We start from the raw sequence: 24,453 nt of genomic DNA, 5'->3' as shown, positions 1-24,453 counted from the left end.
GGATCCGCGACCAGCACATGGCATCCGAGCGCCGGACCGATACCGTCCTCGTCGCAACGCGGGAGCGAAATCGCTCGTTACCGGACCGACTTCGGGACGAGTCGACCGTCGTCGAGGTCGTCGCGCCGTCTGCCCTCCCGGATCGGCTGTCCGACGGCGACCCGGACGGGGTCGTTCTGGCAGTCGAGAGCCCGGAGCGGGCGGCCGACCTGCTGGCGGCGGTCGACGAGTACGCGCCCGGGACGCCCGCGGCCGTCGCCCCGCCGGCGGGCAACGAGGCGCTCGCCGCGGTCGCGCTCCGCCACGGCGCGGCGGCGTACGCCTCGCCGGCGGTCGACGACGACCCCGCCGAGACGGTCCGCGAGGCCATTTGCGCGGACGACCCCGCCGAGGCGGTCGACCGCGACCCCCTCCACCGCGTGCTGGCGAACGCCCTCCCGGACGAGGCGTTCGTCCTCGACGAGGAGGGGACGTACCTCGACGTGAAGGTTCGCCCGGAGTCGGCCGACCTCTACAGCGTCTCCGCCGACGACCTCGTCGGCCGTCGGCTGGAGGACGCCTTCCCGGCGGACGTCGCGGCGGACCTCCGGGACTGTCTCGACCGGGCGCTGGAGACCGGCGAGGTCCAGACCGTCGAGTACGAGACGGCGACGACCGACGGCGACCGGCAGTTCGAGGCGCGGGTCGTCCCGATCGACCGACCCATCGGGGACCGGCGCGCGGTCGTGTGGCTGGCGCGGGACGTCACCGAACGCGTCGAGCGCGAGCGGTCGCTGCGCCGGCGGCGCGACCACCTCGAAACCCTCGACCGGATCAACGCGGTCGTCCGGCGGGTGATCGAGACGCTGGTCGAGGCGCCCACCCGGTCGGCCATCGAGCGCAACGTCTGCGAGCAACTCGTCGAGTCGGACCTCTACATCGGCTCGTGGATCGGCGAGGCGGTCGGCGACGGCGCGGTCTCCTACCGGACCGGCGCCGGGGCCGCCGAGTCGTTCCTCGACGCGGTCGAGGGGCTGTCGGTCGACTACGAGCGGCCGTCGCTGCGGGCGATCAGGACCGGAACGATCCAGACCAACAACCGGCTCCACCGCAAGGAGCCGATGGACGAGCGCCTCCGGGAGGCCGCCCGCGAACACGACGTCAGGTCCGGACTCGCCGTCCCGATCGACCACGACGGGACGGTCTACGGCGTCCTCGCGGTGCTTGCCAGCCGCGACGACGCCTTCGGCGCCCGCGAACGAGAGGCGTTCCGCGTCCTCGGGGAGACCATCGGCTTCGCGATCAACGCCGTGAAGAACCGTCGCCTGCTGTTCGCGAGTTCGGTGGTCGAACTCGAGTTACGGATCGACGGCGGCGACTCGTTCTCGTTCGACCTCTCCGCGGAGTACGACTGCCGGTGCCTGCTCGAGTGGGCGGGGACGACCGCCCGCGGGAAGACCTACCAGTACATCACGATCGACGGCATCGACGGGGAGGCAGTGCTCGCGGAGGCGAACGCCCACGAGTCGGTCGACGAGTGTCGACTCATCCACGACGGCGAGCGCCGCTGTACCGTCGAGATCAGGCTCCACGAGTCCGGCGTCCGGATCCTCGCGAACCACGGCGCGACGATCCGCGACGTCACCGTCGAGGACGGCGTCGGGCAGTTGCTGATCGAAGTCCCCCGCGACGCCGAGGTGCGAAGCATCGTCGAGGCGCTGCGAGGGATCTACGAGCGCACCGAACTCGTCGCCAGACGCGAGGTCGACCGGCCGGTCCACACCGCCGCCGAGCGCCGGGAGCGCATCCTCGATCGGCTCACGGACCGCCAGTTGACGGCGCTCCGACTCGCGTACTACGGCGGCTACTTCGACTGGCCCCGCGGCAGCACCGGCGAGGACGTCGCCGACGCGATGGACATCTCGCCGCCGACGATGCACCAGCACCTCCGCAAGGGGCTCCGGGAGTTGCTCTCCGAGTTCTTCGAGGAGGGCGGCGGCACGTCGGCGTGAGCACGGGGTCGACGGCCGCGACGCTAAACGATTAGCCACCACGGTTGTACCATCCGCGCGCGTACGGCCTGCCGCGTCGGCGCCCGCCGCCGCCGAACCGGGTGCGAGGGGCGGTAGGTGGTCGTGACTCGAATGGTCTCTTCCCTCGCGACCGGTCGCCTCCGTACGTCGAAGGCGTCCGGGGGTACGAATTCGAGCGGCATAACGTTACCCGACAGCCGGGGCGCTCGGCGGCGCCGCCCGGGCCGCTACGCGTCGCCGAGGGCCTCCGCGACCGCCTCCTCGAACAGGCCGCGGTCGAGCAGCGACTCGACTGCCTCGACGTCGGCGTGGACGGGCCGGTCGGTCGAGAGCGGGGGGACGACCTGCCGGATCAGGTCGTAGGCGGCGCCGGTCCCCGCGCCGAGGGCGAGCGGCCCGTCGGCGTCGAAGGCGTCGTCGACGAACTCCGCGGCCTGGGCGGCGCAGACGAGTTCCGTCGCGACGACCGTCCGCGCGTTCGCGAGCGCGCGCCGGAGGTTCGTCGCCGACCCCGCGCTCATGCTCACGTGATCCTCCTGGCCGCCGCTGACGGGCGTGTTGTCCGTCGACGCCGCGCCGAGCGCGCGCATCTCGTTGAGCAACGCGGCGGCCGTGTACTGGGCGATCATGTACCCCGACTGGACGCCGCTGTCGGGCGCGAGAAACGGCGGCAGGTGTGCCTCCTGGAGGTTCGGGTTCAGCAGGCGGTCGATCCGGCGCTCGGAGACGGCCGCGAGGTCGACCAGCGCCAGCCGGAGGTACTCGAGGCGCAGCGCAAGCGGCGCGCCGTGGAAGTTCCCGCCCGAGAGCACGGCCGCGCGGTCGGTCCCCGAGGCGCGGTCGTCGACGCGGTCGGCGGGGAAGACCAGCGGGTTGTCCGTCGCGCTGTTGAGTTCGACCTCGACGGCCGCCCGGAGGTGTGCGACGGCGTCACGGACGGCGCCGTGGACCTGCGGGAGACAGCGCAGCGAGTAGGCGTCCTGCACCCGGTCGCAGTTGCGGTGGGCCTCGACGACCTCGCTCCCGGCGGTGACCCGCCGGACCCGCGCCGCGCTCTCGCGCTGGCCGTCGTGGGGCCGGACGTCGTGGATCGCCGGGTCGGAACTCGCGGTCGTCCCGAGGGCGACCTCGGTGGTGAACGCGCCGGCGAGGTCCGCCGTTCGGACGAGCCGTTCGGCGTCGACGACCGCCAGCGCCGCCACCCCGACGGTCAACTGCGTCCCGTTGACGAGCGCGAGCCCCTCCTTCGGCGCGAGCGACAGCGGGTCGAGGCCGGCCGCCGCGAGGGCCTCGTCGCCGGGGAGTCGGCGGGTCGCGTCGGGCCCGTCGTCGACGTCGGCCTCGCCCTCGCCGAGCAGGACGAGCGACATGTGCGCAAGCGGGGCGAGGTCGCCGCTGGCGCCGAGGCTCCCGCGGGACTTGACGACGGGGTGGACGCCCGCGTTGCACATCGCGACGAGGTGGTCGACGACGACCTCGCGAACCCCCGAGTAGCCCTTCGCGAGGGCGTTGATCCGGGTGACCATCATCGCCCGCACCTCCTCGCGGGCCAGTTCCCGGCCGGCCCCGGCGGCGTGGCTGCGCACGAGGTTCGTCTGTAACTGTTCGATCCGCTCGGGCGGGATGCGCTGGTCGACGAGGTCGCCGAAGCCGGTGTTCAGCCCGTAGACCGGTTCGCCGCTCTCGACGACGTCCACGACGCGCTCGCGCGACGCGCGGATCCGCTCGCGGGCGTCGTCGGTCAGGGCGACCCGCTCGTCCTCGCGGGCGACCGCGACGACCTCGTCGGGCGTCAGCGTCTCGCCGTCGAGTTCGACGGTCACGCGAGCACCTCCCCGCCCTCGACGACCGGTCGCCCGCCCTTGAGGACCGTCTCCACGGCCGACGTGTCGAACCGGTAGGCGACGTGGGCGTACGAGGGCGCGTCGAGCACGAGCGCGTCGGCGGGCGCGCCCGGTCGCAGCGTCCCGGTGCCGTCGTCGCGGCCGAGCGCGAGCGCGGCGTTTCGCGTCGCCGAGCGCAGCGACTCCGCCGGCGTCAGCCCCATCTCGACGCAGGCGAGCGTCTGGACGAAGCCCATATCGAGCGAGTGGCAGTTGGGGTTGAAGTCCGTCGCGAGCGCCGGCGAGGCGCCCGCGTCGAGGAACGCCCGCGCGTCGGCGTAGTCGGCGCCGAGGCCGAAGGCGGTACCGGGCAGTAACACGGGGACCGTCCCCGCCTCGACCAGCGCCGCGACGTCCTCGTCGGTGGCGTACAGGAGGTGGTCCGCGCTCGTCGCGCCCACCTCGGCGGCGAGTTTCGTCCCGCCGAGGTGCGAGAGTTCCTCGGCGTGGACCTTCGGCGCGAGGCCGCGCTCGCGGCCGGCTTCGAGCACCCGCCGGGACTGGGCGACGTCGAAGGCCCCCTCCTCGCAGAAGGCGTCGCAGAACTCGGCGACCCCTCGGTCGGCCACGGCCGGTAGCTGTTCCTCGACGACCTCGTCGACGTAGTCGTCCGGGTCGCGGCCCTCCGGTACCGCGTGTGCCCCGAGGAACGTCGCCACGACGTCGACCGGGTGCTCGTCGTTCGCGCGGTCGATGGCGTCGAGCAGGCGCAACTCCGTCTCCGTCTCGAGGCCGTAGCCCGACTTCACCTCGACCGTGGTCGTCCCGCGGGCGAGCATCGCGTCGAGGCGCCCGCGCAGGTTCTCGACCAGCGCGTCGTCGCTTGCCGCCCGCGTCGCGCGCACCGTCCGGAGGATGCCGCCGCCCTCGGCGAGGATCTCCCGGTAGCTTTTCCCCCGCAACTTGGCCGCGAACTCGTCCGAGCGGTCGCCCGCGAAGACGGCGTGGGTGTGCGGGTCGACGAAGCCGGGGACGACGGCCCGGCCGCTCGCGTCGACGGCCGCGTCGGCGTTCTCCGGCGGGTACTCGCGGGTCACTGCCGCGGTCGGTCCGACGGCGACCACCTCGCCGTCGACGGCGGCGAACGCGCCGTCCTCGACCACGTCGAGCGGGCGTCCGTCGCCCGGCGTCCCGTCGCGGGGGCCGACGACCAGTTCCGCGGCGCCGTGGACGACGGTCGTCCCGCCGCCGCCCGCGTCGCTCATCGGCTCACCCCCGTCGCGCCCGCGAGGACGTGCGCGACCGCGCGGGCGGCCGCGTCGACCGTCAGTCCGTCGCGGTCCAGCGGCGGGGCACACTCGACGACCTCGAAGCCGGCGAGTCGGTCGTCGCCCGCGAGCACCCGCAGGAGCCGGTACAGTTCCCGCGTGGAGACCCCGCCCGGCGTCGGGGCGCTGACCCCCGGCGCGGCGCTCGCGTCCAGCACGTCGCAGTCGAGGCTGACGTAGACCGACTCGGCGTCGTCCATCGCGTCGAGCGCGAGTCGGGCCGCCTCGACCGGGTCCGCGCCGACCTCCTCGGCGGTGACGACTTCGCCGCCCCGGTCGCGGACGAACCCGTGGTACGCCTCCGAGGTCTCGAAGTGGCGCGCGCCGACGCAGGCGTAGGCCGCGAGGCCGTCGTCGAGGAGCTGGCGGTACGGCGTTCCGCTCGTGGCGTCCTCGCGGACCTCGCGGACGTCGAGGTGGGCGTCGAGGTTGACGACGCCGACGGTACCCCGTTCGAGCAGCGGGGCGACGTTCGCGTAGGTCAGGGAGTTGTCGCCGCCGAGGAAGACGGGGAGGGCGTCGGCGTCGTGGACCGCGGCGGTCGTCTCCCGGAGCCGCCGCTGGAGGTCCGCGACCGAGGCGGACGACTCCCCGTCGGCGTCGGAAGCGAGGAGCGCGACGTCGCCGAGGTCGCCGACGGCCGCGACCGGCCCGGCGTCGAAGTGGTGGGTCTTCGTCCCCGCGAGCGCCTCGCGGATCGCGGCCGGCCCCTCGCGCGCGCCGCGACGGCCGATCACCGCGCCGTCGTAGGGTTCGCCGACGAGGACGGCGTCGTACGCGGCGGCCGTTTCGAGCGTCGCCGCCGCGACGACGTCGCCGAACGTCTCGTCGTTCGGGTCGCTCGACGGGCGCTCCCAGCGCGGCGGCTCCGCGAAGGCGGTCACTCCTCCACCTCCCGGTCGGCCATCGGCACGCGGACGCCGGACTCGCGGGCCTCCTCGATGGCCTCCTCGTAGCCCGCGTCGGCGTGGCGGATCACGCCCGTCCCGGGGTCGGTCGTGAACACCGCCGTCGCCTTCTCGGCGGCCAGTTCGGTGCCGTCGAGGACGACGTGGTTGTTCGCGTGGAGCGCGTTGCCGATGCCGACGCCGCCGCCGTCGTGGACCGAGACGATGTCCGCGCCCGCCGCGCAGTTGAGCAAGGCGTTGAGGATCGGCCAGTCGGCGACCGCGTCCGAGCCGTCTTTCATCGCCTCCGTCTCGCGGTTCGGGCTGGCGACCGACCCCGCGTCGAGGTGGTCGCGGGTGACGACGATCGGCGCCTCGATTTCGCCCTCACGGACGAGGTCGTTGATCCGCAGGGCAAAGCGGGCGCGCTCGGTCAGCCCCTCGTCGTCGGTCTCGTAGCCGAGCCAGCAGACCCGGCTGGGCAGGCCCTGAAACTGGACCCGTTCCCGGGCGAGTTCGATCCAGCGCCGCAGCGACTCCTTCTCCGGGAACAGTTCGAGGACCGCCTCGTCGGTCCGGTAGATGTCCTCGGGGTTCCCGGAGAGGGCGACCCACCGGAACGGCCCGCGTCCGCGGCAGAACTGCGGGCGGATGTACGCCGGGACGAACCCGGGGAAGTCGAAGGCCTCGTCCATCCCGCGGCGCTCTTTTACCTGCCCGCGGATGTTGTTGCCGTACTCGAAGGCGATCGCGCCCCGTTCTTGCAGTTCGAGGATCGCGTCGACGTGCCGTTCCATCGTGTCGAGGCTCTCTTCGAGGTAGCGGTCGGGCTCTTCCTCGCGCAGGCGGTCGGCCTCGTCGACGGTGTAGCCGGACGGGTAGTAGCCTTCGAGGGCGTCGTGGGCGGCGGTCTGGTCGGTGATCACGTCGGGGACGAACCCGCGGTCGAGCAGCGTCTCGAGCAGGTCGGCGGCGTTGACGTGGACGCCGACCGAGTACGGTTCGCCCGCCCCGGCGGCCGCCGCGGCGCGTTCGATCGCCTCCTCGACGTCGTCGGTCTTCTCCTCGCAGTAGCCCGTCTCGATGCGCCGGTCGATCCGCGCCTCGTCGACTTCGGCGGCGACGCAGACGCCGCCGTTCATCGTGACCGCGAGGGGCTGGGCGCCGCCCATGCCGCCGAGGCCGCCGGTGACGACGATCCGTCCCGTCAGGTCGCCACCGGAGGACGGAACGTCCTCCGAGGTCCCCCTCGCGTCGCTCGCGGGACCGGAGAAGTGCTGGCGCGCGAGTTCCGCGAGCGTCTCGTAGGTCCCCTGGATGATCCCCTGGGTGCCGATGTACGCCCACGACCCGGCGGTCATCTGGCCGTACATGATCAGCCCTTTCGCTTCGAGTTCGTGGAAGTGCTCCCAGTCGTCCCACTTGCCCACGAGGTTCGAGTTCGCGATCAGCACGCGCGGGGCGCGCTCGTGGGTGGTAAAGCGGCCGACGGGCTTGCCGCTCTGGACGAGCAGCGTCTCGTCGTCCGCGAGGTCCCGAAGTTCGCCGCAGATCGCGTCGTAGGCGTCCCACGAGCGCGCCGCCCGGCCCGTCCCGCCGTAGACGACGAGGTCCTCGGGCCTCTCGGCGACCTCGGGGTCGAGGTTGTTGTTCAGCATCCGGAGCGCCGCCTCCTGGCGCCACCCCTCGCACTCGATGTCCGTTCCGGTCGGCGCTCCCCGGTACTCGCGCCACTGCTCGCTCGGCGCGTCGCGTCCGGGCGTCGCGGTTCGGTCGTCGGTCATGCGTGTCACAACTTCGCGAAGGGGCAATACCGGGAGCGTTCCATTCGGAAAGGGTTTTATAAACCGTCGGGTGGGAACTGGTACCACGTGTACGAGGCCACGTTCACCGTCTCCGATTCGAGCGCCTACACCCAGCCGACCGCCGGCACGGACTGCCGGATCGAACTCTGGTGTAACGACCACTCGGACCTGCTGTACGTCGCCGGTTCGGCGATCGATCCCCTGCTCTCGCGGATCCGCGCGGACATCGGGATCGAGGATCAACTCCGCGGGGACGGGGAAGCGATCGTCATCACGAGTTCGTGTCTCAAGCGCCACGAGACGACGTACATCGAGCGGTACCTCGAGTCGCACAACTGCCTCCTCCTGCCGCCGCTGTGGTACGAGGACGGCGCGAAGCACTGTCGCGTGCTCGCGCTCGACTCGCGGAGCCTCACCGACCTCTACCGCGACCTGGTCGCCGACGGCTTCGAAATCGACGTCCGGACCAAACGCGAGGTCGGCGCGCCCTCTCACTCCTCGCCGCTTTTGACCCTCGACGACGTGGTGCCGACGCTGACGGGGCGACAGCGGGCCGCCCTCTCGCTGGCGGTCGAGCGCGGCTACTACGACCTCCCACGCGGGACCACGACGCGGGAACTGGCCGACGAACTGGGCGTCAGCCGGCGGACCGCGGAGGACCACCTCCGCCGGGCCGAACGGAAGTTGATCACGTCGATGGTCTCGTACCTGTACTGATCGCCTCGCCTGACCGTCGGCCCGAGGAGCCGTTCACGGCGACGCGACAGTCACGAACGCGGATAAATCGCGGGCATGTTAACCCGAGGCCCGAAGGGTGCCGGCGGGCACCCGGCGAGTAGGGTCTGCGATGGTGGGAACAGACGTCGACGGGGCCGGCGACCGACGGGCGGGGGGATGCCCGTGGTGACGGACGTCGGCCCGGTGTACGAGGGATCGGACGGCCGCTACTACACCGACTGGCAGGTCCAGCGGAAACTCGACGCCGGCGAGTGGCGGCCGTGTCTCAGGGAGCGCGGGACGGGCCGCAGGCTCGTCGCGACCGACGACGGGACGCTGGTGATGCTCGTGCCGACGACTCTGGAGGCGCTCCCGGAGTGGGTCGAGGTCCGCGCGGCGGGCCGCGTCGCGCGCGCCGTCGACACCCGGCGGTCGGCCCCGTGAGTGTCCGCGTCGATTCATTCGATATAAAGACTGTCACTGTGAAGGGGGAGGTTCTCGCGGCCGGGATCGGAACACCCGCGCGTGAAGCGACGGACGCTGCTCGGGGCGGCGGGGACGCTGGCGTCGCTCGGGACGCTCGGGTACGCGACCCGCGACCCGGTCGACCGCCTCGAGATACGGTACTGGCTCTCCGAGCGCGCGGCGACCTACGACTCCGTCGCCGCCCGGGTCGGCGAGTACCTCCGACTGGCGTTCGACCTCGCGGCGCCGTCGCTCGACCTCTCCTACGGCGGCGTCGTCGACGTCTCGACCGAGGACGGCGCCGCGGTGACCCGCGGGGGCGAGTGGCCGGCCCGGGTCGCCGCGGGCGTCGCGGGCGGGGGCGTCCGTCCCGCGAGCGACGTCAACCTGCTCGTGACCGACGGCCAGATCTCCACCGCCCCGACGGGGTACGGGGTGCCCCACGTCGCCTCCGTCGGGGGCGCGCGCCACGTCGACGCCCTCGACCCGGCCGACCCGGAGCGGATCGTCCTCCCGTACGACGACCCGAACAGGGCGATCCAGGTGCTCGTCCACGAGGTCGGCCACGCCCTCGGCCTCCGGCACGGCCACGGCGTCGCCTACCGGCGCGACGGCGCCGTCGTCGCGACGCCGATGCTCAGCGCCTACGCGTGGGACCCCGACTACGAGCGCGACCGCTCTACCTGCGGTGACGTCTACCCGCCGCTCGACGGCGAGCGGGCGCTCTCGCTGGAATTCTCGGCCTGTGCGCGGCGGCACCTCGAACGGTACAGCGGCGGACTGACGCCGTGAAGAAAGCGATCACTCGCGGACACTCGCGAGACGCGGCGGTTCGACGAGCGGTTACTCCTCGTCGGACGATTCGTCCTCGCCGCGGGCGAAATTCGCCTGCGCGTCGCCGTTCTCGGCTCCGCCGGCGTTTGGCCCCTCGATGAGCGCCTCGAAGTCGTCGACCTCGTCGTACTGGTCGCGGTAGACCAGCGCGGCCTTTCCGAGCGAGGTGATCTCGTAGAGGCCCGAGCGCTCGGCCGGCCCGATCTTGCGCACGAGGCCGTAGTCCTCGAGCACCGGCAGGCGCGTGTTGATGTTCTTTCGGCTCTTGCCCGTGTGGGCTGCGAGGTTCGTCGCTACGTTTCGCCCCTTGTCCTCGAGGGATTCGAGGATGAGGAAGTCAGTCGGTTGACGGAGTTTCACTGTCGGTCACTCTCGTAGTGTCAACGTATATCCAGTGGTAACTAATTCTTTCGGCCCCGAGCCGCCGATATCGGTGTGCTATTTCTAATAGAAACTACTAAGTGGCCCCGGTGAGTCGTCCCGACTGGGTGCGGACGTCCGCCCGTCGCGTGGCTATCAGGTACCCGATCCCGATCGTCGTCGCGCGGGCGTCCCCCCTCGCCCGGACCCGCTCTCTCCCCCCGGAGGGGTCCGGGCAGCCCCATCGTTCTCCTTTCCCCTTTCGACGCGTCGCCGAGGCCGCGGCCGACTCACCGCAGACTCGCGGGCACGACGGCGCCCTCGCCGACCGGTTCGTCGGCGGCGAAGACGCTCGCGATCCAGTGCAACAGCGAGGCGACCGCGGCCGGCGAGTCGACCCGGCAGGAGGCGACCGACGGGCCGTCGCCGACGTGGACGCCGATCCCCTCCGGTTCGACGGCCCGGAACGCCGACTCGTCGGTGACGTCGTCGCCGACGTACGCCACGAGCGGGTCGCCCGGGTGCGAGGACGCGAGCAGGTCGACCGCGTCCCCCTTCCCCCACGGTACGTCGGGGCGAACTTCGAGGATCGCCTTCCCGGCCGACAGCGACAGCGAGTCGTCGTCCAGTCGGTCGAGCACGCGCCGGGTCAGCCGTCGGGCCGCCGGGCGCGCCGCCCGGGGGACCGACCGCAGGTGGACCGTCCCGGTCAGGCGCTTGTTCTCGACCCGGCAGCCCGGGATCGGGTCCAGCGCGAGCCCCAGCGCCGCACAGACCTTCTCGACGCGCGAGGCGCGCTTTCTCGCGACGGGGTGGACCGCGACCGATCCGGCGGCCTCCCGCGCGAGTTCGAGGCCGTGGTTGCCGGCGTACACGTCCGGCGGGTCGACGCGCCAGCGGACGTCGGCCAGACTCCGGCCGGTGACGACCGCCGTCGTGACGTCCGGCGTCGCGTCCAGCGTCCGGAGGGCCGCCCCGGTCGCGGGCGTCGTCGCCGCGTCGTCGGGGTCCGCGACGATGGGCGCGAGCGTCCCGTCGAAGTCGAGACAGACCAGCAGTTCGTCGGCGTCGCGAAGCGCCGCGCGCAACCGCGGCAGACGCTCGTCGACGGGGTCGGGGCGGGTCTCCGTCATCGGTCACACCGAGGGCGACGTGTGGCCGGCGTCGTCGACGCCCGCGCGCTCCCCGGCGTGGATCCGGCGGATGTGGTCGAACTGGCGATCCATCCACCACCCGAGGTCGAACTCGAAGACCCGCTCTCTGAGCCCGCGCATCCGGCGACGGCGCTCGGGTTCGGACGCCGCGAGCGCGTCGGCGACGGTCTCGGCGAAGGGGTCGATCGCGGTCGGGTCGACGGTGTAGGCGAACTCGCCGAGGGTGTCGGAGGCGCCGACGCGCTCGCTCAGCACGAGGGCCCCGTCGCCGTCGACGCTCGCGGCGGCGAACTCCTGGGCGACGAGGTTCATCCCGTCACACAGCGGGCTGACGACCATCACGTCCGCGCGGCGGTAGAGCGCGCACAGTTCCTCGCGGGGGAGGTGGTCTTCCGTGTAGACGATCGGCCGCCAGTCGTCGGTCGCGAACCGGTCGTTGATGCGGTCGACCTCGGCGCGGACGTGCTCGCCAAGCCGCCGGTAGGCGGGCACGTCCGTCCGGCTGGGGGTCGCCTTCTGGAGGAACGTGAAGCGGCCGCGCCAGTCCGGGTAGCGCTCGAAGAGCCGCTCGATCGCCGCCAGCCGCTCGGGGATGCCCTTGGTGTAGTCGAGGCGGTCGACCCCGAGGCCGACCGCGGTGTCCGCGGGCACGTCGTAGCGCTCGCGGATCGCCTCCCACCGCGACGGGTCGACCGCGCGCGACTGGCGGTCGTGGGCGGCCGCGTCGACGCCCATCGGCGTCGAGACGACCCGCGTCTCGTGGTCGCGGTAGCGGACGGTCCCCCGGCCGGGGTCGACGTTCGCTTCGGGGAGGAAGCGGTCGACGCAGTCGAGGAACGCCTCGACGTAGCGGTCGACGTGGAACCCGAGCAGGTCGTTGCCGAGCAGGCCCCGGAGCAGTTCCACCGCCGCCGGACACCCCCGGAACGTCGTCGGCGACGGCCACGGGATGTGCCAGAACTGCGCGACGGTCGTCGAGGCGGGGACCGACTCGCGGATCATCGCCGGCGCGAACCCGAGGTGGTAGTCCTGGAGCCAGACCGCGTCGTCGGGCGACGCGTGTTCGGCGACGGCGTCGGCGAACCGGCCGTTGGCCCGCCGGTAGCGTTCGAGGTCGCCGGCCCGGTGTTCGATCAGGTCGGGGAAGCCGTGACAGAGCGGCCAGAGGACGCGGTTGCTGAACCCGTAGTAGTAGCCCTCGACGACCGACTCCGAGAGCCAGATCCGCCGGAGCGTGTACTCCCCGTCGCCGGGCGGGACGGCCACGCAGTCGTCCTCGTCGACGACGTCGCGGTCGGCGTCGCCGTCGCCCCACGCGATCCACGTCCCGTTTGTCTCACAGAGCACGGGGTCGAGCCCGGCGGTCAGCCCGCCCGTCGGCTCGTCGACGACGATTCGCTTCTCGTCGGCCTCGCCGTCCTCGCCGCCACCGGCGGTCTCCCCGTCCGCGTACTCGTGTCGGTACGGCTGTCGGTTCGAGACGACGATCAGCGACTCGGGGCCGTCCCCGCCCGGATCGGCCTCCCGGCCCCGATCGCGTTCTTCGTATCGCGTTTCCGTGCCGCGCCACTCCGTCGACGACGATCGCTCCTCCGTGAAACGCATTCGACCGAAGGCACAGCCTCTCGGCAAGTTCCTTCGCCGCTTGCGCACGCAGGGGGCTCTAATCACCCCACGTACCGTTCAGGCAAATCGGACCGTACGGGCGCCCTGTGCCACGATATCACACGATAGGCGCCCGAGAGCCGCGGCGCGGCCCGGGTCGGGAACGTTCTTTTCGGACGCGGACGAACGCCGACCATGCACGATCCGTTCCAGCAGCGACTCGCGGCGTGTCGGCGACGGCTCGACGGCGTGGCCGACGCGGTCGTCTGCTTCCCGAGCCCGAACCTCACCTACGTCACCGGCTTCGAGGAGTCCCCGTCCGAACGGCACCTGCTGCTGGTCGTCCCGCGCGAGGGGGCGCCGGCGTTCGTCGCGCCCGCGATGTACGGCGAGCAACTCGCCGAGACCCCCGTCGAGGACCTCCGCCTCTGGGAGGACGGCGACGACCCCGTCGACGCGCTGGCGGCCGTCGTCGCGGACCGCGACCTCGCCGGCGGCCGCGTCCTCGTCGACGACCGGATGTGGGCGCTGTTCACCCAGGACCTGCGGCGGGTGCTACCCGACGCGGAGTTCGGCCTCGCGAGCGAGGTCCTCGCCGACCTGCGCCTCCGCAAGGACGAGGTCGAACTCGACGCGCTCCGGCGGGCGGGCGAACTCGCCGACCGCGTCTCGCGGGAGATCCGCGCGCGCGGCGCGGACGTGGTCGGGACCACGGAGGCGGAACTGGCCGCCGAGATCGAGCGCCTGCTGTCGGCGTACGGCGGCGGCGACCCCGCCTTCGAGACGATCGTCGCCGCCGGGCCGAACGGCGCGCGCCCGCACCACCACCCGGGCGACCGCGAGATCGAAGCAGGCGACCCCGTCGTCCTCGACTTCGGCGCGTTCGTCGGGGCCGACCTCGACTCGGGGACCGCGCGCTACCCCGGCGACCAGACCCGAACCGTCGTCTTCGACGGCGACCCGCCCGCGGAGTACGAGCGCGTCCACGAGGTCGTCGCCGAGGCCCAGGCCGCCGCCGTCCGCGCGGTCGAACCCGGCGTCCCGGTCGGCGAGATCGACCGCGTCGCCCGCGAGGTCATCGAGGAGGCCGGCTACGGCGACGCGTTCGTCCACCGCACCGGCCACGGCGTCGGCCTCGAAGTCCACGAACCGCCGTACGTCGTCGCGGACGAGGACCGGGAACTCGAACCGGGCATGGTGTTCAGCGTCGAGCCGGGAATCTACCTCGCAAGCGAGTTCGGCGTCAGGATCGAGGACCTCGTCGCCGTCACCGAGGACGGCTGCGAGCGGCTGAACGACTCGCCACGGGGCTGGCGGGCCGAGTGAGGTCGTCCGTCGCCCGCCGGACCTCCCTCGGAGTTCGTACGCCCCGTCGGCTAAAGCATATTTTAGCTATCACTTATTCCCGGGCGCCGCCTTCCCTCGGGCGATGATCGACCGAGATCCGACGGGAACCGACCGGACGGCCGAGCGCCCGCGCGACGGACGGGCGGGTCGCGGAACCGAACGTTCGGGCGTCGTGAAGACTGGAACGACGACGGTCGCCCTGCGGGGGACCGACGGGGTCGTCCTCGCGGCGGACGCGCGGGCGAGCCTCGGCGGCCGGTTCGTCGCGAACCGGGAGATGCGGAAGGTCGAACCGATCGGCGAGCGCGCGGCGGTCGCCTTCGCCGGCGGCGTCGCGGACGCGCAGGCGTTCGTCCGCCGGCTTCGAAGCGAGGCGCGGCTGTACGAACTCGAACACGGGCGCGAGCCGACCGTCGAGGCGCTCGCGACCGTCGCGGGCGGGCTGGTCCGGAGCGGCGCGTTCCCCGTCCTCGAACTCCTGATCGGCGGCGTCGACCCGGACGGCGCGTCGGCGGTCTTCACGGTGGACCGCGGCGGCGGGGTGATGGCGGCGCCGTACGCCGCCGGCGGGAGCGGGATGCAACTCGCCTACGGCGCGCTGGAGGGAGACTACCGCGAGGATCGCGACGTCGCGGCGCTCCGGGACGTCGCCGCCCGCGCGGTCGAGAGCGCGACCGAGCGCGACGCGGCCAGCGGCGACGGGGCGACCGTCGCGACGATCCGGGCGGCCCCCGAGACCGGCGACGCGGCCTTCGACCTCGATCGGTACGGGTCGGTCGCCGAGTTCGTCGCCGGCGAGGAGGTGGCGTAGATGGACGGGAACGCCCGCCAGCAGGCCTACGACCGCGGCCACACGATCTTCTCGCCGGACGGCCGGCTCTACCAGGTCGAGTACGCCCGGCAGGCCGTCGAGCGCGGGTCGCCGAGCGTCGGGATCCGCACCGGCGAGGGGGTCGTGCTCGCGGCGCGAAAGCGCCTGCGCTCGCCCCTGCTCGAAGCCGGGTCCGTCGAGAAGATCCACGCCGTCGACGATCACGTCGCCGTCGCCTCCGCGGGCCACGCGGCCGACGCCAGACGGTTGGTCGACGTCGCCCGCCGCGCCGGACAGCGCCACCGACTGCGCTACGGCGAGCCGATCGGGGTCGAACCGCTGGCGACGGCCGTCGCCGATCACGTCCAGGAGCACACGCAGTCGGGCGGCGCCCGGCCGTACGGGGCGGCCCTGCTCGTCGCGGGCGTCGATCCAGCGCCGGACGGCGACGCCCGCGACGCGGCCGGCCCGTTCGAGGTCGACCCCAGCGGCGCCCCCTACGGGTGGCGGGCGACGGCGATCGGCGACGGCGCCGGCGACCTCCGGGGCCTCCTCGAAGACCGCGTCGGCGACGACCCGCCCGCCGCCCTCGACGAGGGCGTCGACCTCGCGCTGGAGGCGCTCGCCTCGACCGCCGCGGAGCCTCTCGCGCCGGCGGACGTCGACGTCCGGGTGCTCGCGGACGACGGGGGGACGACCGCGATGGCGGACGACGACCTCGCGGCGCGACTGGCCGGCTGAGGTTCGGCGCCCGCCGACGGCCTCAGGCGGTCGTCCCGTCGGCCGTCGGCTCGACCGCCGACGACCGTTCGGCCGGCGCGGATCGCTGGACGTCGACGACCCGCAGCGAGCCGTCGAGGTAGAGCGCGAGCGTCTCCCCGTCGAGTTCCGTCACGACGCGCACGCACGCCGGATCGGCCGAGAGGACCGTCTCGGTCCACTCGGCCCCGACGTTCCAGAGCGGCCGCTCCCTGACGTTCTCGCCGTGGTCGTCGTAGAACGAGATCACCGCAGGGTGTTCGAGGACGGCGAGCGTGACCGGACAGCGGAGTTCGAAGCCGCAGGTCCCGCACGATAGCTCGGCCTGCACGTGCTCGCGCAGTTCCGGCGGCAGCGAGTCGGCGAGGGCCTCGGGCGGGGAGTCGAGGGCCGCGTCGACGACCCCGCCGCACTCGGGACAGACGCCGTCGGCGGCGAGCGCGACGCGGTAGCGGTGGTGGCGGTCGAAGGCGTCCGGAAGCCCGTCGCCGTGGGACGCGAGCCCCGAGGGCGGGAACTGGAGTTCGAGGATCGGCCGCTCGCAGTCCCGACACGAGACGGTGACGACGTTGTCGCGCGACCGGGCTTCGAGCGTCCCCGTCCCGTCTCCCCCCGTCGTCGCGCAGAGCGGACACGGATCGTCGAGTTCGATCGGCGGCCGGTCGACGCTGCGGGTGTACGAACCGGCCGCGATGGCACGGGCGATCTTTCGTCCCGCGTAGGTGAACTCGTACCCCGCGTCGGTCCGCCGGTCGCCGTCGTCGCCCGCCTCGTCGTCGACCTTCCGGAGGTAGACGCCGACGAGTTCGTCGAGGTGGTAGGCAAACCCCGCGGTCGTCTCGAGGTCGGTCGCCTCGAACAGTTCCGAGAAGGTCATCCGCGACGGTCCGTCGCCGCCGGCGCGGTCGAGCATCGCTTCGAGGATCCGCGTCCGGGCCTCGTGGCCGAGGGCACCGAACGCGTCGTCGGCGGCCGGTTCGTCGTCGACTCGGGCGTCGGGACCCCGAGATCCGTCCTCCTCCGTCGTCGGCATACGACCCCGTTTCGGTCGCGACGGCCAAGAGGGTTCCCGAGGCGGCACCGTTCGCGTCGATTTCAGTCCCCGTGAACGTCCCGAAGAATAAATAGTAATCGTTGGTCATTACCGTCATGGTTCGACATACCACGTCGACCGGCACCGACAGCGAACCGACCGCGTCCCGACGGCGACTCCTCCGCGGCCTCGCCGCGTCGGGCCTCGTCGGTGGGGCGGCACTCGCCGGCGCGTCGACCGCCAGCGCCGGCAAGAAGGAGGACTGTGAGAACCCGCCGACGTCGTTCCCGCGGGTGACCACGCGAGGGCACTTCGACACGACGTGGTACGGCAGCGTCTACATCACCGACGGCAACGACGCGACGAACTACGGCTACGCCGGCGACGGCGTCCCCGGCGTCCACGTCGCCGCCGGGGACGAGTTGCTCGTGTTCGTCCACGGCTGGAACAACGACACCGAGGGCGCGCTGTGTACGTTCGACGAGGCGGCGGGGACGTTCGCCGCGGAGGGGTACGCCGAACCGGTGATCGGCTACTCGTGGGACGCCGACTTCGACTGGTACGACGCGACGGAAATCGCCGAGCGAAACGGCGCGAAACTGGCGGCGTTCACGCGCGACTACAAGGCGGCCAACCCCGGCGTCGCCGTCCGCTACGTCGCCCACTCGCTGGGCGCGCGCGTCGCCCTGATGGCGCTGCAGAATCTCGCTCACTGGGGACGCTACGACGACGTCGCCTCCCTCTCGCTCCTCGGCGGGGCCGCCGACGACGAGTCCGTCTCGATGGAGGGGTCCTACGGCGGGGACATCGAGGCCGCCGTCGGCCACGCGGACAACTTCTGGATGGAAGACGACGACGTGCTCAACTGGGCTTACGGCACCGCCGAGTGGGGAGAGGCCGTCGGCAACGCCGGTTGCGACGGCACTCCGCCCTCGAACTACACCGACCACAACGTCGCCTACGTGCCGAGCCACGGCGACTACTACCGCGAGGACGGCTGTATCCACGAGGTCGTCGCGACGTTCTGACGGCCGTCTGCTCACTCCGCCGACGACGGTTCGTCGATCGGGATGCGCGTGACCTCGCGTCCCGGCCGCCTGACGGGGACGTCGACCGTCGGCGCCGCGTCCCGCGCGTCGAGGTCGGCCAGCGCCGCCCGGACGCCGTCGTGGTGGCCCGCCCCGATCACGGCGACCGCGTCGAGCCCCCGGCGTCGGATCGCGTGGAGACGTTCGGCCATCGCCCGGTCGCGCCGGTCGATCAGCACCTCCGCGACCTCGGGGAGGAGATGGCGGAGCCCGTCGACCGCCGGGCGGACGTCGGCGCCCTCCTTGACCTCCTCGAACGGGAGCGTCAACACGCGAAGCTGATCGAGCCGCTGCTGGGGCGTTATTGTCGCCGACCGGAAGACCAGTTTCGGCAGCGTCTCGGGCCCCACCCGCCGCGAGAGCGCCGCGACGGTCTCCTCGATCGGATCGTCGATCAGCGCGACGTCGACGCCGAGTTCCGCCGCGGTCCCGACGGCGACCTCCATGTCGGTCCGTCCGGGATCGAGCCCGGAGAGGCGCACGACCGCCCGCTGGATCGCCCGGAGCGTCTCGTAGGTGATCGTGGTCGTCGGCGGGAGTTCGGTCCCCCTCGCGGGTTCGTCCGGGACGAGCCGCGACCGGCGGTTCGGGTTCCGACCCCGTTCGAGGCGCTCGAAGCGGCGCTCGTCGAGTTCGACCGCCACGAGGTCGGGGTCGGCGTCGCGGATCGCGTCGCGGACCCGTCGGCGGTGGGTCGCCGAGAAGTGCACGCTCGGTACGATTTCGATTGCTCCGTCCCCCGTCATCGCTCCGGACTCCCACGGCGGGCGACTTGAAACCGACAGGGGGCCCGGCTCACTCGATCGTCGTCCCGACGTCCGCGCCGGCGAGGAACGCCCCGAGCGCGTCGAGGCCGAAGATCGACGCCTCGGCGTCGAGGTCGAGCAGCGCGCGGACCTTCGCGGCCATCCCGCCGGTGACGTCGGTCGACTCGCTCGCTCCCAGCGCGTCCTCGACGTCCCCGTAGGCCGCGACGTGCTCGACGACCTCGTCGTCGCCGTCGAGCACGCCCGGGACCGTCGAGCAGAGACCGACCCGGTCGGCCCCCAGCGCCGTCGCGAGGTCGGCGACCAGTTCGTCGCCGCTGACGACGGTCGTTCCCTCGCCGGCGTGGGCGACGAGGTCGCCGTGGAGGACCGGGACGAACCCCTCGCCGAGCAGCGTCTCGACCTGCCCGGTCGGCAGGTGGAGGTCGCCGTCGGCGTCGCGGTGGGCCGCCGAGAACGGGTGGACCGGCACCGCCGGCACGCCGCGGTCGAGCAAACGTTGCAGGACGAACCGGTTGAGCGTCGTCATCGCGCCGTGGATCGCGTGGACGCCGCCGGGGTCGTGGGTCCCCGCCGTCGTACTCACGCCGTACTCGCTGGCGTTGACGTGGCCGAAGCTGCCGCCGCCGTGGACGAGCGCGAGGCCGTCGACGAGGGCGTCGTCGGTCGCGCCGTCGAACGCCGCGGCCACCGCGTCCGCGGCCCGGTCGAGTGCCTCGCCGTCGAGGGTCTCCGCGCGGTCCTTGTCGGTGATCACGCTGCCGCCGAGTTTCAGGACGATCATTCGAGCCGCTTCACCCCCTCCTCGGCGAGTTCGGCGCGGAACGCCTCCTCGCAGGCCGGCGTAAAGGAGAGTGCGGTCTCGGTCGCGTCGGTCGGGTCCAGCGCGACGATGCAGCCGCCCCCGCCCGCGCCGGTCAGCTTCGCGCCGTAGGCGCCGGCCTCGCGGGCGGCCCACACCATCGCGTCGAGCGACCGCGAGGAGACCCCCAGCGCCGACAGCAGGCCGTGGTTGAAGTCCATCAGCCGGCCCAGTTCCGCGAGGTCGCCGTCGACGAGGGCCGCCTCGCCGTTGCGGACGACGTCGCCGACGGCCGCGACCGTGTTCGCGGCGAAGTCGTACTCCTCGCGCAGCGCGCGCACGCCCGCGACGAGTTCGCCCGTCTCGCCCGCGCCGCCGTCGAAGCCGACGACGATGGGCAGGTCGGGGGCCTCGATCGACCGGCGGTCGTCGCCCTCGACGCGGACCGCGCCGCCGGTCGCCGAGCAGAACGTGTCCGCCCGCGAGGCCTGCCCGTCCTGGACCTCGTACTCGGTGCGGAACGCCCGCTCGGCGATCTCGTCGGGGTCGAGGGTGACGCCGAGTTCGCGCGTCGCCGCGTCGATGGCCGCGACGACGACCGCCGCCGACGACCCCAGTCCCGCGCCGAGCGGGATGTCGCTCTCGATGGTCACGTCGAAGCCGACCTCGTCCTCGCCGGTGACCTCGCGGACCTGATCGATCGCGCCGTCGACGTACCCCATCGCCGCCGCGACCAGCGGCCCCGGGACGTCGACGTCCGGTCGGTCGTCGGTCCCGCCGCCGTACTCGACCGTGAAGCCGTCGAGGCTGAGGTCCTCGGCGTGGACGCGGAGTTTGCCGTCGTCGCGTCGGGTGACCTCGACGCGGGCCCGCCGCTCGATGGCACAGGGGACCGCGGGTTCGCCGTAGACGACCGCGTGCTCCCCGAACAGGTACACCTTGCCGGGAGCGCTCGAGAGAGTCATGCCCGGCCGTTCGTCCGACGACGATTAATAACTGTCTTCTCGCCGCACCCGCTCGATCCGAGAACAGTCCGGATTACGAACACGTTTCGGTAACTTGCTGGGCGGGACTGGCGACTGGCGCGGCGGCTCCCGGGTTCGAAAACGGCCTCCGACGGCGAGCGAAACTCGAAATCGCGGCTTATACGACGCTCTCGAAGTCCTCGAGCGCGTAGGCGGGTTCGGCGCCGCGGCGGTCGAGGGTCTCGTTGGCGAGCAGCCAGTAGACGACCGAGAGGGCCTTGCGACCCTTGTTGTTCGTCGGGACGACGAGGTCGACGTTGCTGGTCTGGTTGTTCGAGTCACACATCGCGATCACGGGGATGCCGACCGTGATCGCCTCCTTGACGGCCTGGGCGTCGCCGATCGGGTCCGTGACGACGACCACGTCGGGTTCGATGTAGCCGTCGTACTTCGGGTTCGTGAGCGTCCCGGGGATGAACCGGCCCGTGCGGGCGCGGGCGCCGACGGCCTCGGCGAACTTCTCGGCCGGGAACCGCCCGTACTGACGGCTCGACGTGACGAGGATCTGCTCGGGCGCGTAGTTCGCGAGGAAGTCCGCGGCCGTGCGGATGCGCCCGTCGGTCTTCGAGACGTCGAGCACGTAGAGGCCGTCGGTGCGGACGCGGTGGATGAACCGCTCCATGTCCGCGGTCTTCTGCTGGGTGCCGATGTGGACGCCCGCGCCGAGGTAGTCCTCGACGGGGATCAGCAGGTCGGCCTCCTCGTCGCTCATGACGTCGTCGTCGAGCGTGGGGCCGGCGTCTTCGTCCTCCTCGGCGTCGTCCTCGGCGGGCTGTTCGTCTACCGGCTCGACGTCCTCGGCGGGTTCGGCGGCGGGGCCGGCCCCTTCGGCCGGCTCCTCGTCGATCTCCTCCTCGGCGGCGTCGAGCCCCTCCTGTTGTGCGTCGTTGTCGGTCATGTCGCGTCGTCTTCGATTCTGATGAGCTCGTTGAGCTTGGCGGTTCGCTCGCCGCCGACGGCGCCCGTCTTGATGAACGGAACGCCCGTCGCGACGGCGAGGTGTGCGATCGTCGCGTCCTCGGTCTCTCCCGACCGGTGGGAGACGATCGACTCGTAGCCGTTCTCGCGGGCGAGTTCGATCGCGTCGAAGGCGTCCGTGAGCGTCCCGATCTGGTTCGGCTTGATCAGGATGCTGTTGGCCGCGCCGCGGTCGATCCCCTCCGCGAGGCGCTCGGTGTTCGTGACGAACAGGTCGTCGCCGCAGACGAGCGTCCGGTCGCCGACGCGGTCGGTGAGTTCGGCGAAGCCGTCGTAGTCGTTCTCGTCGAGGGGGTCCTCGACGTAGACGAGGTCGTAGTCGTCGACGAGGTCGGCGACGTAGTCGATCTGCTCGTCCCCGTCGCGGGTCGTGTCGCCGTACTCGTAGACCTCGGCGTCGTCGTCGTACAGTTCCGCGGCGGCGACGTCGAGGCCGAATCCGATCTCGAAACCGACGTCCTCGGCGACCGTCGAGGTCGCCTCCTCGACGATCTCGAACGCCTCGGCGTCGTCGATCGACGGCGCCCACGCGCCCTCGTCGCCCTTGCCGCTGGGGTGGCCCCGCTCGTCGAGCAGGTCCGCGACCTCGGCGTGGACGGCCGCGTTCGCGAACACCGCGTCGGCGACGCTCGGGGCGCCGACCGGTGCGGAGAGGAACTCCTGGATGTCGGTCGCGTCGGCGGCGTGCTCGCCGCCGCCGATGACGTTCCCGAGCGGCGTCGGGAACGTCTCGCCGCGGAAGGTGCCGCCGAGGTGCTGGAACAGCGGCGCGCCCAGCACGTCGGCGCCGGCTTTCGCCGCGGCCATCGAGATGGCGACCGCGCTGTTGGCACCGATCTCCGAGAAGTCGTCGGTGCCGTCGGCCGCCCGCAGGATGGCGTCTACCTCCCGCTGGTTGCCGGCGTAGGCCTCGCCGACGAGGCGGGGGACGGCGTGTTCGCGCGCCGCCGCGATTGCCTCGTTGGCCGGGCGTTCGATCGCTTCGTACTCGCCGGTGCTGGCGCCCGAGGGCGCCGCCGCCCGGCCGAAGCCGCCGCTCTCGGTGAGCACGTCGGCTTCGACCGTCGGGTTGCCCCGCGAGTCCAGTACCTCCCTGAGTCGGACGTCGGTGATGAGTGTCATTCGTTTCCTCGCTTGACGGTAAACGGGAGCGCCCCCGCGTCGTACTCCTCGGCGGCGATCAGGATCGGCTCCGTCTGGTCCGTCTCAATCAACACCGGCGCGCCGTACGACACCTGCAGCGCTCTCGCGCCGAGGATTCGCGCTTTCTCGTATCGGTTGTATCGCTGTCCCTGCATTACTGATAGGGTGAGACGACGTCGACGAGGTCGGTGTGGCTGACGAGCATCCGTCGACAGCAGTAGCGCTCGACCCCGAGGTCGTCGAGGACCTCCTGGGGGTCCTCGTCGCCCTCGTTTGCGCGCGCGTCGAACTCTTCCCAGTGTTCACCGACGACGTTGCCGCATGTGAAACACCGGACCGGAATCATCATGGGTGGATCACCTTAGCGGTAGGACTTCTGGTAGCGGGCCCGGGCGCCGGGACCGCCCCACTTCTTGGGCTCGGACTGGCGGACGTCGTTGACCAGCAGCGAGCGGTCGAACTCCATGTAGGCGTCCCGGAGTTCGGCGTCGTTGGTGTGCTGGACGATGCCCCGCGCGATGGCGGTGCGGACGGCGTCGGCCTGACCGCTGATGCCGCCGCCGTCGACGCGGACGTCGACGTCGATCCCGCTGCGGAGGTCCTCGCCGGCGATGCGGAACGGTTCGAGCATCTTCAGCCGCGCCATCTCGGGCTCGACGAGTTCGACCGGCTGGGAGTTGATTCGCACGCGACCCTCGCCGTCGTGTACCGTCGCTCGCGCGACGGCGGTCTTCTTCTTGCCGCTCGTGTTCGTTACCATGTGACGTTAGCACCGAGTTGTTCGCTCACTTCGTGCAGGTGGACGAAGCGGATGTTCGAGAGCCGATCCAGCGACGTGTCCTCGAGGACCGCCGCCTCGTGGTCGTCGTCCTCGTAGGGGTTGCCCACGTAGACGCGGACGTTCGAGAACGCCTCGCGGCCGCGAGCCTTCTTGTACGGCAGCATGCCGCGGACGGCGCGCTTGAAGATGGTGTCCGGGCGCTTGGGGTAGGCCGGCCCCTGATCGGAGCCCAGTTGCGCGCGCTTGCGGTAGGTGCCGAAGACGTCGTTCCTGTCGCCGGTGATGACGGCGTCCTCGGCGTTGACGACGGCGACGCGCTCGCCGTCGAGGACGCGCTGGGCGACCTCGCTGGCGACGCGTCCCATGATGCAGTCGCGGGCGTCGACGACGACGTCGGGGTCGAATTCGGCCGTGTTCGCGTTCATGCGATCACCCGGACGTCGGAGCCTTCGGGGTTCTCTTCGAGCAGTCGCTCGAGCGGTACGGTCTCGCCGACCTGGTCGATCTTCGTCTCCGCCGACGAGGAGAAGTCGACGGCGGCGACGGTGACGTTCTTCTGGAGTGCGCCCGACCCCAGCACTTTGCCGGGGACGACGACGGTCTCGTCTTCGCGTGCGTATCGTTCGATCCGCCCCAGATTCACCTCCGCGTGACTGGACCGGGGCTTCTCGAGGCGATCCGCGATGTCACGCCAGACGTCGGCGTCCGTCTCGCGGGACGTCGACTTCAGCTCGGCGATGAGATCGTTGAGCCTCGGGTTGGTCTTGGTACTCATTGGTTTCCTCCGGAATCTGCGGGAGTGCGGACTGTCGCGGTGACAGTCGCGCGGGAGAAGTGATGCAGGGAGCAGGATTTGAACCTGCGGACTCCTACGAGACAGCGCCCTGAACGCTGCGCCGTTGGCCAGACTTGGCTATCCCTGCTCGCAC

26 protein-coding genes and 1 tRNA gene are annotated in these 24,453 nt (G+C 71.9%); 8 read left to right on the top strand and 19 right to left on the bottom strand.

Annotation, left to right across the window (positions count from 1 at the left end):
* Window positions 1–17 precede the first annotated feature (17 nt).
* Window positions 18–1,991 carry a bacterio-opsin activator domain-containing protein gene (locus tag NKG98_RS06045; protein ID WP_254768763.1) on the top strand — a complete coding sequence of 658 codons (1,974 nt, stop codon included), beginning with the start codon at window positions 18–20 and terminating at the stop codon, window positions 1,989–1,991.
* Window positions 1,992–2,239: 248 nt separating this feature from the next.
* Here NKG98_RS06045 and hutH read toward each other — a convergent pair whose 3' ends face one another.
* Genes hutH through hutU form a run of 4 tightly spaced genes read right to left on the bottom strand, consistent with a single transcriptional unit; the run spans window position 2,240 to window position 7,834 of the window.
* A complete protein-coding gene (hutH, locus tag NKG98_RS06040; RefSeq protein WP_254768762.1) occupies window positions 2,240–3,835 on the bottom strand; it encodes a histidine ammonia-lyase in 1,596 nt (531 codons plus the stop codon).
* Complete coding sequence (gene hutI, locus NKG98_RS06035) at window positions 3,832–5,100, bottom strand: imidazolonepropionase (protein ID WP_254768761.1); 1,269 nt, start codon at window positions 5,098–5,100, stop codon at window positions 3,832–3,834. Before hutI ends, hutH begins: the two co-directional genes overlap by 4 nt.
* Window positions 5,097–6,047, bottom strand: a complete 951-nt coding sequence (gene hutG, locus NKG98_RS06030) for a formimidoylglutamase (RefSeq protein ID WP_254768760.1) — start codon at window positions 6,045–6,047, stop codon at window positions 5,097–5,099. Before hutG ends, hutI begins: the two co-directional genes overlap by 4 nt.
* A complete protein-coding gene (gene hutU / locus NKG98_RS06025) occupies window positions 6,044–7,834 on the bottom strand; it encodes a urocanate hydratase (RefSeq protein WP_254768759.1) in 1,791 nt (596 codons plus the stop codon). The genes hutG and hutU overlap by 4 nt, the downstream gene beginning before the upstream one ends.
* Before the next feature lie 87 nt (window positions 7,835–7,921).
* On the opposite strand from hutU, the gene NKG98_RS06020 reads away from it, so the two are divergent.
* The 3 genes from NKG98_RS06020 (at window position 7,922) to NKG98_RS06010 (ending at window position 9,829) form a co-directional block, all read left to right on the top strand.
* Entirely contained in the window at window positions 7,922–8,572 is a 651-nt protein-coding gene (locus NKG98_RS06020) for a helix-turn-helix domain-containing protein (RefSeq protein WP_254768758.1), read from the top strand.
* Window positions 8,573–8,749: 177 nt separating this feature from the next.
* A complete protein-coding gene (locus NKG98_RS06015; protein WP_254768757.1) occupies window positions 8,750–9,016 on the top strand; it encodes a hypothetical protein in 267 nt (88 codons plus the stop codon).
* A gap of 81 nt (window positions 9,017–9,097) precedes the next feature.
* On the top strand, window positions 9,098–9,829 hold the full coding sequence (locus NKG98_RS06010; RefSeq protein ID WP_254768756.1) for a zinc metalloprotease: 732 nt from the start codon (window positions 9,098–9,100) through the stop codon (window positions 9,827–9,829).
* 51 nt (window positions 9,830–9,880) lie between these two features.
* On the opposite strand, the gene NKG98_RS06005 is transcribed toward NKG98_RS06010, so the two are convergent.
* From NKG98_RS06005 to NKG98_RS05995, 3 genes are all read right to left on the bottom strand, one after another.
* The gene (locus NKG98_RS06005; protein WP_254768755.1) at window positions 9,881–10,231 is read right to left on the bottom strand and encodes a winged helix-turn-helix domain-containing protein; all 351 of its coding nucleotides are present in this window, start codon (window positions 10,229–10,231) and stop codon (window positions 9,881–9,883) included.
* Window positions 10,232–10,521: 290 nt separating this feature from the next.
* Window positions 10,522–11,364 (bottom strand): trehalose-phosphatase, encoded by an 843-nt coding sequence (otsB, locus tag NKG98_RS06000; RefSeq protein ID WP_254768754.1) that lies wholly within the window; start codon window positions 11,362–11,364, stop codon window positions 10,522–10,524.
* A gap of 3 nt (window positions 11,365–11,367) precedes the next feature.
* The gene (locus NKG98_RS05995) at window positions 11,368–12,990 is read right to left on the bottom strand and encodes an alpha,alpha-trehalose-phosphate synthase (UDP-forming) (protein WP_254768753.1); all 1,623 of its coding nucleotides are present in this window, start codon (window positions 12,988–12,990) and stop codon (window positions 11,368–11,370) included.
* 195 nt (window positions 12,991–13,185) lie between these two features.
* On the opposite strand from NKG98_RS05995, the gene NKG98_RS05990 reads away from it, so the two are divergent.
* The 3 genes from NKG98_RS05990 to NKG98_RS05980 all read left to right on the top strand — a co-directional run bounded on the left by NKG98_RS05990 (window position 13,186) and on the right by NKG98_RS05980 (window position 15,889).
* The gene (locus NKG98_RS05990; protein WP_254768752.1) at window positions 13,186–14,316 is read left to right on the top strand and encodes a M24 family metallopeptidase; all 1,131 of its coding nucleotides are present in this window, start codon (window positions 13,186–13,188) and stop codon (window positions 14,314–14,316) included.
* Between the two features lie 103 nt (window positions 14,317–14,419).
* On the top strand, window positions 14,420–15,148 hold the full coding sequence (locus NKG98_RS05985; RefSeq protein ID WP_254768751.1) for an Ntn hydrolase family protein: 729 nt from the start codon (window positions 14,420–14,422) through the stop codon (window positions 15,146–15,148).
* The gene (locus NKG98_RS05980; RefSeq protein WP_254768750.1) at window positions 15,149–15,889 is read left to right on the top strand and encodes an archaeal proteasome endopeptidase complex subunit alpha; all 741 of its coding nucleotides are present in this window, start codon (window positions 15,149–15,151) and stop codon (window positions 15,887–15,889) included.
* Window positions 15,890–15,911: 22 nt separating this feature from the next.
* Here the strand turns inward: NKG98_RS05980 and NKG98_RS05975 are convergent, their stop codons facing one another.
* On the bottom strand, window positions 15,912–16,940 hold the full coding sequence (locus tag NKG98_RS05975; protein WP_254768749.1) for a DUF7351 domain-containing protein: 1,029 nt from the start codon (window positions 16,938–16,940) through the stop codon (window positions 15,912–15,914).
* A gap of 116 nt (window positions 16,941–17,056) precedes the next feature.
* Between NKG98_RS05975 and NKG98_RS05970 the strand changes: the two genes are divergently transcribed.
* A complete protein-coding gene (locus tag NKG98_RS05970; RefSeq protein ID WP_254768748.1) occupies window positions 17,057–17,968 on the top strand; it encodes an alpha/beta hydrolase in 912 nt (303 codons plus the stop codon).
* An 11-nt stretch (window positions 17,969–17,979) separates the two neighbouring features.
* Here the strand turns inward: NKG98_RS05970 and NKG98_RS05965 are convergent, their stop codons facing one another.
* The 11 genes from NKG98_RS05965 to NKG98_RS05915 form a co-directional block, all read right to left on the bottom strand.
* Window positions 17,980–18,774, bottom strand: coding sequence for a TraB domain-containing protein (locus tag NKG98_RS05965; RefSeq protein WP_254768747.1), 795 nt, complete (start codon window positions 18,772–18,774; stop codon window positions 17,980–17,982).
* 49 nt (window positions 18,775–18,823) lie between these two features.
* Complete coding sequence (locus NKG98_RS05960; protein WP_254768746.1) at window positions 18,824–19,579, bottom strand: isopentenyl phosphate kinase; 756 nt, start codon at window positions 19,577–19,579, stop codon at window positions 18,824–18,826.
* The gene (gene mvk, locus NKG98_RS05955) at window positions 19,576–20,562 is read right to left on the bottom strand and encodes a mevalonate kinase (RefSeq protein ID WP_254768745.1); all 987 of its coding nucleotides are present in this window, start codon (window positions 20,560–20,562) and stop codon (window positions 19,576–19,578) included. The genes NKG98_RS05960 and mvk overlap by 4 nt, the downstream gene beginning before the upstream one ends.
* A 178-nt stretch (window positions 20,563–20,740) precedes the next feature.
* On the bottom strand, window positions 20,741–21,520 hold the full coding sequence (gene rpsB, locus NKG98_RS05950) for a 30S ribosomal protein S2 (RefSeq protein WP_254768744.1): 780 nt from the start codon (window positions 21,518–21,520) through the stop codon (window positions 20,741–20,743).
* Entirely contained in the window at window positions 21,517–22,722 is a 1,206-nt protein-coding gene (gene eno, locus NKG98_RS05945) for a phosphopyruvate hydratase (protein WP_254768743.1), read from the bottom strand. Before eno ends, rpsB begins: the two co-directional genes overlap by 4 nt.
* The gene (locus NKG98_RS05940) at window positions 22,719–22,898 is read right to left on the bottom strand and encodes a DNA-directed RNA polymerase subunit K (protein ID WP_254768742.1); all 180 of its coding nucleotides are present in this window, start codon (window positions 22,896–22,898) and stop codon (window positions 22,719–22,721) included. Before NKG98_RS05940 ends, eno begins: the two co-directional genes overlap by 4 nt.
* The gene (locus NKG98_RS05935) at window positions 22,898–23,092 is read right to left on the bottom strand and encodes a DNA-directed RNA polymerase subunit N (protein ID WP_254768741.1); all 195 of its coding nucleotides are present in this window, start codon (window positions 23,090–23,092) and stop codon (window positions 22,898–22,900) included. Before NKG98_RS05935 ends, NKG98_RS05940 begins: the two co-directional genes overlap by 1 nt.
* A gap of 12 nt (window positions 23,093–23,104) precedes the next feature.
* Window positions 23,105–23,503 (bottom strand): 30S ribosomal protein S9, encoded by a 399-nt coding sequence (locus tag NKG98_RS05930; protein ID WP_254768740.1) that lies wholly within the window; start codon window positions 23,501–23,503, stop codon window positions 23,105–23,107.
* The gene (locus NKG98_RS05925; protein ID WP_254768739.1) at window positions 23,497–23,949 is read right to left on the bottom strand and encodes a 50S ribosomal protein L13; all 453 of its coding nucleotides are present in this window, start codon (window positions 23,947–23,949) and stop codon (window positions 23,497–23,499) included. The genes NKG98_RS05930 and NKG98_RS05925 overlap by 7 nt, the downstream gene beginning before the upstream one ends.
* Window positions 23,946–24,374, bottom strand: coding sequence for a 50S ribosomal protein L18e (locus NKG98_RS05920; RefSeq protein ID WP_256558485.1), 429 nt, complete (start codon window positions 24,372–24,374; stop codon window positions 23,946–23,948). Before NKG98_RS05920 ends, NKG98_RS05925 begins: the two co-directional genes overlap by 4 nt.
* A tRNA-Leu gene (locus NKG98_RS05915) sits at window positions 24,363–24,447 on the bottom strand. The genes NKG98_RS05920 and NKG98_RS05915 overlap by 12 nt, the downstream gene beginning before the upstream one ends.
* Between the last annotated feature and the right edge of the window lie 6 nt (window positions 24,448–24,453).

It is taken from the genome of Salinilacihabitans rarus (assembly GCF_024296665.1).
Taxonomy (GTDB): domain Archaea; phylum Halobacteriota; class Halobacteria; order Halobacteriales; family Natrialbaceae; genus Salinilacihabitans; species Salinilacihabitans rarus.
This window is presented reverse-complemented; position numbering and strand designations above follow the sequence as displayed.